General features: G+C 44.3%; 10 protein-coding genes. 4 read left to right on the forward strand and 6 right to left on the reverse strand.

Translation table 11 applies throughout. The features are described from left to right. Positions 1-79: 79 nt before the first annotated feature. From dinB to hutH, 5 genes are all read right to left on the reverse strand, one after another. Positions 80-1294, reverse strand: coding sequence for a DNA polymerase IV (dinB, locus tag ACFSJE_RS12850; RefSeq protein ID WP_379831371.1), 1215 nt, complete (start codon positions 1292-1294; stop codon positions 80-82). Positions 1295-1692: 398 nt separating this feature from the next. After that, on the reverse strand, positions 1693-2664 hold the full coding sequence (gene hutG, locus ACFSJE_RS12855) for a formimidoylglutamase (protein ID WP_379831372.1): 972 nt from the start codon (positions 2662-2664) through the stop codon (positions 1693-1695). Between the two features lie 4 nt (positions 2665-2668). Beyond that, positions 2669-4678, reverse strand: a complete 2010-nt coding sequence (locus ACFSJE_RS12860) for a urocanate hydratase (protein WP_379831373.1) — start codon at positions 4676-4678, stop codon at positions 2669-2671. A gap of 109 nt (positions 4679-4787) precedes the next feature. Beyond that, positions 4788-6017 carry an imidazolonepropionase gene (gene hutI, locus ACFSJE_RS12865; RefSeq protein ID WP_379831374.1) on the reverse strand — a complete coding sequence of 410 codons (1230 nt, stop codon included), beginning with the start codon at positions 6015-6017 and terminating at the stop codon, positions 4788-4790. A gap of 1 nt (position 6018) precedes the next feature. Further along, positions 6019-7596, reverse strand: a complete 1578-nt coding sequence (hutH, locus tag ACFSJE_RS12870) for a histidine ammonia-lyase (protein ID WP_379831375.1) — start codon at positions 7594-7596, stop codon at positions 6019-6021. 74 nt (positions 7597-7670) lie between these two features. Here hutH and ACFSJE_RS12875 point away from each other — a divergent pair, with 74 nt between their 5' ends. After that, positions 7671-8558 carry a LysR family transcriptional regulator gene (locus tag ACFSJE_RS12875; RefSeq protein WP_379831376.1) on the forward strand — a complete coding sequence of 296 codons (888 nt, stop codon included), beginning with the start codon at positions 7671-7673 and terminating at the stop codon, positions 8556-8558. 48 nt (positions 8559-8606) lie between these two features. Continuing rightward, positions 8607-9161, forward strand: coding sequence for a nitroreductase family protein (locus ACFSJE_RS12880; RefSeq protein WP_379831377.1), 555 nt, complete (start codon positions 8607-8609; stop codon positions 9159-9161). Here the strand turns inward: ACFSJE_RS12880 and ACFSJE_RS12885 are convergent. Next, entirely contained in the window at positions 9158-9670 is a 513-nt protein-coding gene (locus ACFSJE_RS12885; RefSeq protein ID WP_379831378.1) for a DUF456 domain-containing protein, read from the reverse strand. The two genes, ACFSJE_RS12880 and ACFSJE_RS12885, sit on opposite strands and share 4 nt — an antisense overlap. A gap of 114 nt (positions 9671-9784) precedes the next feature. Here ACFSJE_RS12885 and ACFSJE_RS12890 point away from each other — a divergent pair, with 114 nt between their 5' ends. Together ACFSJE_RS12890 and ACFSJE_RS12895 are read left to right on the forward strand one after the other, a co-directional pair. Beyond that, positions 9785-10225 (forward strand): hypothetical protein, encoded by a 441-nt coding sequence (locus ACFSJE_RS12890; protein ID WP_379831379.1) that lies wholly within the window; start codon positions 9785-9787, stop codon positions 10223-10225. 176 nt (positions 10226-10401) lie between these two features. Continuing rightward, entirely contained in the window at positions 10402-12627 is a 2226-nt protein-coding gene (locus ACFSJE_RS12895; protein WP_379831380.1) for a TonB-dependent receptor, read from the forward strand. Positions 12628-12712 lie beyond the last annotated feature (85 nt).

Consider the following 12712-nt stretch of genomic DNA (forward strand, 5'->3'; position numbering starts at 1 on the left):
TTGTCAGTTATCAATTATCAATGTCCAATTATCAGTTACCAATTGTTTATTGCTCATTGGAAATTGTTTATTGTCAAGTTCATTGTTTCCGGTGCGCTAAAACCACGGGTGGTTCCCCATTAAAGGGATTGTGCATGCTTCCAATGGTTTTGGCACCCATGGCGGAGGCACGCAGCACGCTTCGACTCCCAAACCGGTTTCGGACATAATCCATGGCATGGTAGAGATTCAAGGTCTCTTCGGTATCCTCAAACAAGTTGATTTGGTAATTTCCGGATACCAAATGGCTGAATCGAATCCCGATGAGTCGCACCAACATCCGTTTGTTGTACAGACCATTGAACAAATCCAAAATTTTTGGGATGAGCACATGATCGGCACTGGTATACGGAATGCGAAGCTGCTTGGAATAGGTGTTAAAATCGGAATACCGGATTTTCACCGCAATGCAAGCCGTCAATTTATCCCCTCGCCGTAACTGATAGGCCAAATTTTCGGTCATGGCGAGCAGGATGCCCCTCAATTTGATGACATCGATAGTGTCCCGGTCAAAAGTCCGCTCGGTGGAAATGGACTTTCGGTCATGAAAGGGAATCACGGGGGTATTGTCGATGCCATTGGCCCGTTTCCAGATGACTTGACCATTGGAACCTAACACCCGCTGCATAATGTCCATGGGCATCTCTTGGATGGTCTTCACCTGCCGTATGCCCAAATTTCTGAGGGTTTGATAAGTTTTGTCTCCCACCATGGGAATCTTTTTAATGGAAAGTGGGGCCAAAAAAGGTTTTTCCAGACCAAAATCGATTTTAAGTTGATTGTTGGGCTTAGCCTCATTGGTAGCCACTTTGGAAACCACTTTGTTCACCGATAATCCAAACGAAATGGGCAGACCGGTTTCCCGAATGATTTTCTGCCGCATTTCCGTGGCATATTTATAACAGCCAAAAAAGCGATCCATTCCCGATAGATCGGCATAGAACTCATCAATGCTCGATTTTTCAAAAAGCGGAACATGCTCTTTGATGATATCAGTGACCACATCTGAATACTTGCTATACGTCCCTGCATTTCCACGGATTATGACAGCTTCGGGACAAAGTTCCTTGGCCATTTTCATGGGCATGCCCGAATGCACCCCAAAACCTCGGGTCTCATAGCTGCAAGCGGCCACCACACCACGGTCGCTGGTGCCACCCACCAAAAGCGGTTTATTTTTGAGCTCTGAATTGATCAATCGCTCTACAGACACGTAAAATGTGTCCAAGTCCAGGTGCAAAATGGTCTTTTTCATTGTTTAGCTGAAGAGGAAAGCTAAATTATGGAAATATTCCTATTAAATGGAAATAATCCAAAAAATAAATATGAACAGCCCCAGCTATTATTTTTTCCGAAAAATCATCCTATCTTTGTCGCGTTGTGTTGGATTCCAGTCGCGATGATTGGAATCAGGTTGAAGCATCAGACGATGCTCGCCAATGAAAGGCTTTCCTTTTGGAAGGCTTTTTTTGTTTGTGAGACCCAGTTTTGAACTTGTTCAAAATGCTAGGTCGAACAAATTCCACTGAAAAGCGGAATCCTTTCCTAATGAATTACATAATGGTATCAGTGGAAATTCGTGCAATTTGTGTCGAACTATTTGATTTTAGAAAACATTCTGAGCGAAGCGAAGAATGACAAGTGTAGGTATAATCAACTTCCCGAAATGCTATGCGCTACATGGTGTACCAAAGAAGCGGCCAGTTTTGCGGTTTGCCCATCAATATCATACTTCGGATTCATCTCAGCAATATCCAGACTGATCAGCTTTCCCGAGTTAATAATGGTCTTCAGGCATTCCACAACCATATAGGGATTGTAACCCATGGGCGAAGCGGCGCTCACCCCAGGGGCAAAGGCTGAAGAAAATCCATCCAAATCAATGGTCACATACACATGGGACACATTTTTGGTAAAGGCATTGATGAATGTAGTGATTTCCTCCAAAAACGTGGGTTGAAAGGTTTCGGACATCACATAAATGACATTAAGGTCTTTGGCTGTTTGGAAGAGATTCCGGTCGTTGGCATCTTTACGAATGCCAAGGCAGAGATATTTAAAATCGATGCCCTCTTTTTCGCAGTCTTTGGCTATCTGGTAGAATGGTGTCCCCGAGTTGCTTTGCTCCGTGTTTTTCCGAAGATCAAAATGAGCATCAAAATTGATGATTCCGATGATCTGACCTTCTTTTTTGGCATCCAAGTATGTTTTGATGCCGTGGTAATGGCCGTAGGCCATATCATGTCCGCCACCCAAAACGATGGGAAACTGTTTTTTCTGCAAAAGGAATGTGACCGCTTCGGCGAGTTGCTCTTGGGCCGATTCCATATCGCTGTTGGTGCAGGTAATAGAACCTACATCGTGCAAGAGTACATTACTGCCCAAATGGTTGGGCATTTTTGCAAAACTGCTTTTGATGGCATCCGGGCCATCCTCGGCCCCAACACGACCTTGGTTGCGGTGCACCCCGGCATCACAGGCATAGCCCAAAAGAGCAATGGATTTTTTCTGGGCTTCGGGCAATTCTTCCAGCGGGGTACAATGCACTTTTTCGTGCAGGTACAGCCATTTGTTGGAGACTCTACCGGTCCAGAGGTTCTTTTTCGGGGGTTCGTAGTGTTTCATCACATTAAAAAAGATCGTCCAAAATATCCGGTTCCACCAGATAAGGCAAAGTTACTCTTAAATTTGGAGTACGCTCCATTTCTCGTTGAATGGCAAACCGGGCCTCTTTGTTCCGAGCCCAACTTCTGCGGGAAATTCCATTGTTCACATCAAAAAAGAGCATTTTTTTCAATCGGATGGAAGCTTCTTCGGAACCATCGAGTACCATTCCAAAACCTCCGTTGATGACTTCGCCCCAACCTACGCCTCCGCCATTGTGAATGGAAACCCAAGTAGCGCCCCTAAAACTATCTCCAATGACATTTTGAATGGCCATATCGGCGGTGAACTTGCTGCCATCATAAATGTTGCTGGTCTCCCGGAAGGGAGAATCCGTTCCACTAACATCGTGATGGTCACGTCCCAAAACCACCGGAGCACTGATTTCCCCTTTGGCAATAGCTGTGTTGAAGGCGTCCGCGATTTTACTTCGCCCTTCGGCATCGGCATACAGGATTCGGGCTTGTGAGCCCACCACCAATTTATTTTGTTCGGCTTCCGAAATCCATTTGATGTTGTCCTGCATCTGCTGTTGGATTTCTTCTGGTGCTTCGGATTTGATTTGTTTCATCACCTCAAGGGCAATGGCATCCGTTTTTTGAAGGTCTTTGGGGTCGCCAGAGGTACACACCCATCGGAAGGGACCGAATCCGTAGTCAAAACACATGGGTCCCAAAATATCCTGAACGTAGGATGGATACCTGAAATCGATATTGTTTTTGGCCATCACATCACCCCCTGCACGAGAAACTTCCAATAAAAAGGCATTTCCATAATCAAAAAAGTAGGTACCTTTTGCAGTGTGCTTGTTAATGGCATTGATTTGTCTGCGAAGTGATTCTTGCACTTTTTCCTTGAATGCTTCGGGATTGTCAACCATCAAAGCATTGGATTCTTCAAAAGAAAGGCCAACGGGATAATAACCCCCTGCCCAAGGGTTGTGCAAGGAGGTTTGGTCGGAACCCAAATGCACAAAAATGTTCTCTTCGTAAAAGCGTTCCCAAACGTCTACCACATTGCCGATGTAGGCCAAGGAAACCACTTCTTTGTTTTCTACGGCTTCTTTGGTGCGAAGCACCAATATATCTAAATCGGCCAAAAGTTCATCCACCCAACCTTGGTCGTGACGTTTTTTGGCAGCTTCGGGGTTGACTTCTGCACAAATGGTAATACCGCCTGCAATATTTCCAGCCTTGGGTTGGGCACCACTCATGCCGCCCAATCCTGCAGTCAAAAATATTTTCCCTTCGGAAGATTCGTTTTGCTTTAACACTTTCCGGAAAGCGTTCATGACCGTAATGGCGGTTCCGTGCACAATGCCCTGTGGACCGATATACATATAGGAACCTGCGGTCATCTGCCCATATTGGGTGACGCCCAGTGCATTGAAACGTTCCCAATCGTCAGGTTTGGAATAGTTGGGAATCATCATCCCGTTGGTGACCACAACTCTTGGTGCTTCTTTGGAGGATGGAAACAGTCCCATTGGATGCCCAGAGTACATGTTCAAGGTCTGTTCCTCGGTCATTTCTGCCAAATATTTCATCGTAAGTAGGTATTGTGCCCAATTTTGGAACACTGCACCATTGCCTCCATAAGTGATGAGTTCCTCGGGATGTTGTGCCACGGCAGGGTCCAAATTGTTCTGAATCATGAGCATGATGGCCGCCGCCTGATGTGTTTTGGCAGGATATTCCGAAATAGGCCGGGCATACATCTCATAATTGGGTTTAAACCGATGCATATAAATGCGACCGAAGGTTTTTAGCTCCTCCGCAAATTCAGGAGCAAGTTCTTTGTGCCAAGCTTCGGGAAAATAACGTAGTGCATTTTGTACGGCCAGTTTTTTCTCTTCTTTGGAGAGGATGTCTTTCCGTTTTGGAGCTGGATTCCCATTTTTAGGATAGACTTTTTTGGTAGGTAATCCCGAAGGGATTCCTTGAAGAATTTGTGATTTGAAATGGTCTTTTTTCATTAGTAATAAAGAATGATTTGTCATTCCTGAGAAAGCAGGAATCCAAAATAGGATAGTGGATTCCGCATCTCACTTCGACTACGCTCAGCAACCGTGCGGAATGACAAAGTTATTTGCAAACGTTAATTCCTTTTTTCCAAACTTCACTTGGCTTTAATTGCCCTTGGTGATAGGTGATTTCTTGATAGTTGTCCGTTGGAAAAACCACAAAGTCTGCCTGTGCTCCTTCTTCCAGTTTTCCTCGGTCGGATAAACGTAAAGCGGCAGCGGCCCTAAACGTAATTCCAGAGAGCACCTCGGTGTTGGACAATTTTTCAAAGGTTCCCAGAATGCTGGCTTGGGTCAACAGGTCGCCCATAGGGGCAGACCCTGGATTATGGTCACTAGCAATGGATAAAGCACCTCCTGCATCCAAAATTCTGCGAGCAGGCGTATAGGCACATCCCAAACCGATGGATGCCCCGGGCAAAGCCGTGGCAATGGTATTGCTCTTTGCCAACAATTGGATTTCTTTTTTGGTACTGGCTTCCAAATGGTCAGCGCTTACGGCACCAAAATCTACGGCTACTTGACTACCTCCTGTGGTAAATTGGTCGGCGTGAACCGTGATATCGAATCCCATTTCCTTTGCTTTTTGAAAATAGGGTTTGATTTCTTCTGGGGAAAAAGCACTCTCTTCCACAAACGCATCCACCCGATGAGCCAAATTGTTCGTTTTTATGATGGGAAGCAAAACAGTGGTGATTTCTTCTAGGTATTCCTTGTTCTGATTCCAATCTTTGGGTTTCATATGGGCGGCCAAACAAGTAGGAATTAAGGAGACGTTGGAGATCTCATTGGCCTGCCGGATAGCTCGAAGCATTTTCAATTCCTCATCCACAGAAAGACCGTAACCACTTTTAACTTCTATGGTGGTGACTCCATTTCTGAGGTGTTTTTTGCTTCTGGAAATGATTCCTTGCACCAATTCCTCTTGTGATGCTTGTCGGGTTTGAGTTACTGTGTCCCAAATACCACCGCCTGCTTTGGCGATTTCCAAATACGTTTTTCCTGCATTTCGGTAGGCGTAATCACGGGCTCGGGTGCCACCAAAACAAATATGGGTGTGGGAATCCACAAACCCCGGTAGGCAAACATGGTCACCTTCGATGTGGTGCACATCGACAGCATCGGATTTTAATTCATCAAAAACCCCAACTTTTAAAATTTTTCCTTCGGAAACCAAAATACCCCCGTTTTCAATGATGGGGAGTTGCTCATCTTTGAGTGCTCCTTTAAAAGGGAGTCCCGTCATGGGAAGCAATTGGGTAAAGGGTCCTATGAGTAGTGGTTTAATCATCTTAATACGTTTCAAATTCCTCCAAATGTGGGGTGTTCCACTTCAGTTGTTTCTCATCCATCACACGGTCTACCAAATCAATGATTTCATTGTTTTGAATGATTTCAATTCCTTTTTCAATATCATCTGCAAAGACGCGGTCGTTTTCGGCAAAGGCGACCTTGGTTCTCAGGAATGTGTGGATTTCATCTAACAGGACTCCTGATTTCAACGGTTTTCTGTACTCAAATGCTTGGGCTGAGGTCAATAGTTCAATAGCAAGGATTTTTTCCACATTCTCAATAATATTGAGTGCTTTTCTACCGCTGATGGACCCCATGCTCACATGGTCTTCCTGCCCTAAAGAAGTAGGAATGCTATCAGCGCTTGCGGGGAAACACAGGCTTTTATTCTCACTGGCCAATGCAGCGGTTGTGTATTGCAAGATCATATAGCCCGAATTGATTCCTGTGTCGTTCATCAATAATTTGGGGACACCGGGGCTGTTGCCTTCAAGAGCCAGATAGATGCGTCGGTCGGAGATGTTTCCGATTTCCGAAGCGGCCAGTGCGGCATAATCCAAGGCCATGGCCAGGGGCTGCCCATGGAAATTTCCACCGCTGATGGTCAATTCATCATTGATGATGACAGGATTGTCGGTAACGGAGTTCAATTCAATTTCCAACAATTCCTTCAAATGCAACCATGCATTTCTGGATGCGCCGTGCACCTGCGGCATACAGCGAAGGGAGTAGGGGTCTTGAACCCGTTCGCAATCGATATGGTCTTCCAAAATTTCAGAACCTTGGAGGAGCGTTCGAATTCTACCCGCTACATGTTGGTTGCCTTTGAAGGGGCGGAGTTGATGGAGTTCTTCAAAAAAGGGTTTCATGGAACCTTGCAGTCCTTCGAGCATCATGGCACCGATGATGTCCGCATGTCGTAGACAATGTTGCAGTTTGTGAACTACCATCACGCCGTGAGCGGCGATAAACTGGGTTCCATTGATCAGGGCAAGACCTTCTTTTGGGCCCAAATCGAGCGATTTTAATCCCGTTTGTTCAAAAAGTTTTTGCGTGGGAATTGTTTTTCCTTGGTATTCCACTTTTCCCAAACCTATCAATGGCAAAAACAAATGGGAAAGTGGTGCTAAATCTCCCGAAGCACCAACCGAACCTTGGGAGGGAACCACAGGAATAGCATCGTTTTCCAAATGCCAAAGCATGCGTTGCAAAGTCGTTTCCGCAATGCCTGAAAACCCTTTGGCCAGGGCATGGATTTTAAGAATCAACATAATTTTTGCCAATTCTGTGGAAATGGGTGCGCCGACACCCACACTATGACTTTGCAAAATGTTGGACTGAAGAATCTTGGTGTCTTGCTTGGATATTTTGGTGTTGCACAAAGGACCAAAGCCTGTGTTGATCCCATACACTATGTCACCTTTTTCTACAATACGCTGTACGCGTTGGTAACTCGCATTTACATTTTTGAGGCATTCCTCAGTAAAAACACCTTTTAGGGTGCCGTGAGCCAGACCCAAAGCTATGCTTGTGGTTAAATGGTCTTCGCCAAATCGGAATGTATGGTCTTTCGCCATGCTTTTTCTTTTCTTTAAAATTACGAGTTAGGTTTAATAATTACCAATACTTATTTTTGTAATAATCAATAAGTATGAATTATCAAATAGAACTTCGACATTTCATTTATTTTTTGGCTGTGGCCGAAGAATTGCATTATAGAAAGGCGGCCGAAAAGTTGTTTATTTCCCAACCAGGTTTGAGTACGCAAATCAAACAGATGGAGGAGCTTTTGGGAACCCAACTTTTTGTGAGGGATAAGAAAAAAGTGAGGCTGACCCCCGCAGGGGAGTATTTAAAAAAGGAAGTGGAATTTATCCTGAATCATCTGGAGCAGACTAAAAAACAGGCAAAACTTATTGGTGATGGCCAATTGGGTGAGGTGCGAATAGGATTTTTAGGCTCGGCCATGCAAAATGTGGTTCCCAATTTGTTGTTGGGATTGAAGGAGAAATATCCAACCGTGCACACTACTTTGGAAGAACTTTCCAACCGGGCACAAATCAATGCAATATTGGCCGACCGATTAGATTTGGGGTTTGTACGTTTGTCACGGGTACCCAGAGGACTGGATGTGAAACCTGTTTTTAAAGATACCTTTTCTTTGGTGCTGCCTGAAGACCATCCTTTGGATGAAGAGAATTTCAAGAACATCAATCAGGTGGCGGATGAGGATTTTATTCTATTTTCCCAAGATTATAGTCCTATGTATTACGATACGGTACTCAGTATTTGTGAGGATAGCGGTTTTGTTCCCAATGTTTCCCACAAATCGGTACACGCACAGACCATTTTTAAGTTGGTGGAAAATAAATTGGGGATTGCCATTGTGCCCACAACGCTTCAACACGGTTTCCAGATGAAGGTAAAGTTCATCGAAATGAAAAGAATAAAACAGCGAGCGGTATTGAGCATGGTTTGGAAGACGGATAATAGAAACCCTGCACTTCAAAAATGTATGGACTTGCTCCAGAAATTATGAGAACAACTTTTTGGAGCGTAACTTTGAAATTCAACTTAATGTAGTAGTATGATTTTTGATTTGATCAAAGAGCGAAGAAGTATTTTCCCTCCACAGTATATTGATAAACCTATTGCCAAAGAAACTTTGGAAAAGATTTTGGAAGCTGCCAATTGGGCTCCTACCCATAAAAAAACAGAACCTTGGCGCTTTAAGGTGTTAACGGGCAACAAAAAACAGGAATTGGGTGTTTTCCTCTCCAATAAATATGAAGAAACAGACCCAAGGCCAAAGCAGATAAAAATCAAAAAATTGCAGTTCAACCCGTCAAATTCGGGAGCGGTAATCGCCATTTGTATGCAACGGGATCCAAAGGAGAGCCTCCCGGAGTGGGAAGAGATTGCCTCCGTAGCCATGGCCGTCCAAAACATGTGGTTGTGTTGCACCGAACTGGGCATTGGCAGTTATTGGTCTTCGCCTGGACTCATTAAATATATGGATGAGTTCTTTGATTTGAATGAAGGAGAAAGATGTCTGGGCTTTTTCTATATGGGATACTTTGAAGGTGATGTAATACCATCAGCAAGAACTCCGATTGCCAATAAGGTAGAATGGTTGGATTAACTAAAGGTAAAAAGATCACCCGCGTATTTGATTGAAATGTAGATGTAGAATATAGCGTAGAGAAGCGTTACCACAAACTTCATAAACGTACCGGTGAGAAACCCCAAAAACGAACCAAAAGCCGCCTTTAGAGCGGTTTTTTTATTGGCTTTGTTCAACAATTCCCCCACCAAAGCGCCAATAAAGGGCCAAATAATGATTCCGAAAGGACCAAAAACGGGAAAAAATATGGCAACCAACAATCCAACGATGGTGCCCCACATGCCCGCTTTACTACCCCCAAACTTTTTGGTGCCCATAGCGGGAATCACATAATCCAAAACTGTAATGGTGATGGCAATGACAAAAGTGATTACAAGAACCCACCAGTTGTCGGGTACCGCTTTGGTCAAATAGAGCAACAACAGTCCTACCCAGCTGAGGGGTGGTCCGGGCAACACAGGCAAAAAGCTGCCCAATATCCCGACCAACATCAAAAGAAACCCTAAAATGAGCAAAACGATATCCATGGTTGTGTTTTACTGTTAGACAAATGTAACCGACAATTGTTACAAACAAACTCAAAACAAAACCCCTCCCTTAATTTTTTCGTAGGTAACTTTGAAACCGATTAATTGAAGGTCATGAAACCGAATGAAACATATGCAAAAGCTAGGCTCATCCGAATAGGGTGTGCTACCATGTGTCTGTTTTATCTACTCGGGCTTTTTAATGGGTTGGTATTGGAAGCCCTTCATGAGGTATCGCACGTATTTGCACCAAAAACACACCACCATGGTTTCGCTTCGGAGCACGAGACCATCGATTATTCTTCATTAGAGGCCATGGCAGGGCACTCGCACGAAGCTTTGGAAGCCTTAAAGGATTTGTTGAAAGCCAATCAATCTGATGAACAGGAATCTAAAAATGATGTTAACTTCAAACTGGACAAGCACCTGGTTGAGGAACATCATATTTACGCCGAGATAAACGCATCACCAGTTGTAAAAAACCATTGGGCATACCAAAGTCTAACTTCATTTTGGTTTCAATCCGTAACCACCCCTCCTCCGCAACGTCTCTGAATTTACCAGATTAGCTCTAAAATCGTCACCCTGAACTTGTTTCAGGGTCACATTATTGGTTGTGAGATGCTGAAACGCCATGCCTGACGGCAGGCAGGAGTTCAGCATGACATTACATGAACTTTTCTGATGTACTAAAGAGACTTTTTACAAAAATCAATTTTAAAGACAACGACATGAAATATTTTATGGCGGCATTGTCCATGCTGTTCATGGGCACTATTGTTGCACAAAACGTAAAGGGAAAACTGGTGGATGATGCCGGTTCTCCGATAGAGGATGCTGGAATTTTTAACAAGACCAGCGGCCAACACAGTCACACTGACGGAACAGGACATTTTGTTCTGGACAGGACCTCGGTGAATGATACCATTTACTTTTCCAGATTGGGATATGCTATGCAGACCAGAGTGATGCGTGATGCCGATATGCAGAATCCGATAACCATTGTTCTTGAAGAGAGCTCCATTTCTTTGGATCAGGTGGTTTTAGTGTCCGAAGTGGATGCCTTGAGCCGAGTGGTGGATGTGGATGTAAAGACGAACCCTGTAAAATCCTCACAGGAAATATTGAGAAAGGTCCCTGGGCTAATCATTGGGGAACACGCTGGTGGGGGTAAGGCCGAGCAAATATTTTTAAGGGGTTTTGATGTGGATCACGGAACCGATGTGGCCATCAATGTGGATGGAATGCCCGTAAATATGGTGTCCCATGCCCACGGGCAAGGATATGCCGACCTTCACTTTGTGATTCCAGAGACTATTGAGAATGTAAATTTTGGGAAGGGACCCTATTATGCGGATCAAGGAAATTTCAATACGGCGGGATATGTCAATTTAAAGCTGAGAAAAAGCTTGGACAAAAGTATGCTGTCCACTGAAGTTGGACAATTTGGGGCCCGTAGGTTTATGGGAATGCTCAATGTGATGGACAACCAAAACAGTAATGCATACTTGGCTTCAGAACTGTATCTGACGGATGGGCCTTTTGAATCGCCACAAAACTTTAACCGAATCAATATTTTGGGTAGATACCGCTATGCGTTGCCGGGAAATCAGGAGTTGCTGTTGACCGCTTCTCACTTTTCCAGCAAATGGGATGCATCGGGCCAAATACCACAACGAGTGGTGGACCAAGGATTGATCAGTCGTTTTGGCGCTATCGATGATACCGAGGGCGGACAAACCAGCAGGACCAATTTTGTTTTGAATCATAATAAAAACATGGGCACGGGAAAATCGCTCAATACCATGGCATTTGTTTCCCATTATGATTTTGAGCTCTATTCCAACTTTACCTTTTTCTTGGAGGACCCTGTGAATGGAGATCAGATCAAACAATTCGAAGACCGAATGCTGGCAGGGGCCAAGTCGGTTTTTCAAAACAATTCGGCCAATTTGGGCGGTATGGGATTCAAATACAATGCAGGAATCGGGTTTCGGTACGATAATGTGGACGATAACCAGTTGTCCCGTACCCTGAATCGTCAAGAATTACTGGAGCGTTTGGCCTATGGCGATGTGGATGAGGTGAACGGCTACGCTTTTGCTGGGGCAGAGTTCAAATCGGGAAAATTTACATTCGAACCAGCCATTAGATTGGATTACTTCCGTTTCGATTACATCAATAAGATGAGCGAACTATACGATAGCCAAAGTGAAGAAAAAGTGGCGTTTAGTCCAAAGTTCAATACTATTTATAGTCCAGCAGCAAACACGCAGTTGTTCCTGAAGACAGGAATTGGATTTCACTCCAATGATACAAGGGTGGTAGTGGCAAACGGAGGAGAAGACATCTTGCCTGCCGCTTACGGAGTGGATTTGGGAACCATTATAAAACCAGTGGATAAATTGGTCTTGAATGCCACTTTGTGGACTTTGTTCTTGGATCAGGAGTTTGTGTATGTAGGGGATGCCGCCATTGTGGAGCCCAGTGGAAAAACTAGAAGAATGGGGCTCGAGGTAGGGGCGAGGTACCAACCTATGGATTGGCTGTACCTGTATACGGATGCGAACTACACCCATGCCCGTAGCACCGAAGAGGCCGATGGGGAAGATTATATTCCATTGGCTCCTGATTTCACTTTGGCTGGCGGGGTTACTTTAGGGCGCAATCAGGGATTTTCGGGAGGAATCAATTACAGATATATTGATGATAGACCCGCAAATGAAGACAATTCCATAGTGGCGGAAGGCTATTTTGTGACCGATGCCACCCTCAATTATAGTGTGAACAATTGGACGTTTGGGCTAATTGTGGAAAATCTGTTCGATACCGAATGGAACGAGACCCAATTTGCCACCGAAAGCCGTTTGTTCAACGAACCTAACGCTTTTGAGGAGATTCATTTTACCCCGGGAATACCTTTTTACTTACGGGGAAAGGTGACCGTAGCATTCTAAATAATTATCCGTCAGTAAACTATGCTGACGGATTTTTTCTTCATTTTTTAACTAAAAAATTAGTTTAAACTAAATATTTAGTTAT

The sequence above is a fragment of the Flagellimonas iocasae genome (genome assembly GCF_042682725.1).
GTDB classification, from domain to species: Bacteria; Bacteroidota; Bacteroidia; order Flavobacteriales; family Flavobacteriaceae; genus Flagellimonas; species Flagellimonas iocasae.

Bases quoted from the DNA above. Each gene is read 5' to 3' on its own strand.
- dinB (WP_379831371.1), bottom strand. From the start codon at position 1,294: ATGAAAAAGACCATTTTGCACCTGGACTTGGACACATTTTACGTGTCT.
- hutG (WP_379831372.1), bottom strand. From the start codon at position 2,664: ATGAAACACTACGAACCCCCGAAAAAGAACCTCTGGACCGGTAGAGTC.
- ACFSJE_RS12860 (WP_379831373.1), bottom strand. From the start codon at position 4,678: ATGAAAAAAGACCATTTCAAATCACAAATTCTTCAAGGAATCCCTTCG.
- hutI (WP_379831374.1), bottom strand. From the start codon at position 6,017: ATGATTAAACCACTACTCATAGGACCCTTTACCCAATTGCTTCCCATG.
- hutH (WP_379831375.1), bottom strand. From the start codon at position 7,596: ATGGCGAAAGACCATACATTCCGATTTGGCGAAGACCATTTAACCACA.
- ACFSJE_RS12875 (WP_379831376.1), top strand. From the start codon at position 7,671: ATGAATTATCAAATAGAACTTCGACATTTCATTTATTTTTTGGCTGTG.
- ACFSJE_RS12880 (WP_379831377.1), top strand. From the start codon at position 8,607: ATGATTTTTGATTTGATCAAAGAGCGAAGAAGTATTTTCCCTCCACAG.
- ACFSJE_RS12885 (WP_379831378.1), bottom strand. From the start codon at position 9,670: ATGGATATCGTTTTGCTCATTTTAGGGTTTCTTTTGATGTTGGTCGGG.
- ACFSJE_RS12890 (WP_379831379.1), top strand. From the start codon at position 9,785: ATGAAACCGAATGAAACATATGCAAAAGCTAGGCTCATCCGAATAGGG.
- ACFSJE_RS12895 (WP_379831380.1), top strand. From the start codon at position 10,402: ATGAAATATTTTATGGCGGCATTGTCCATGCTGTTCATGGGCACTATT.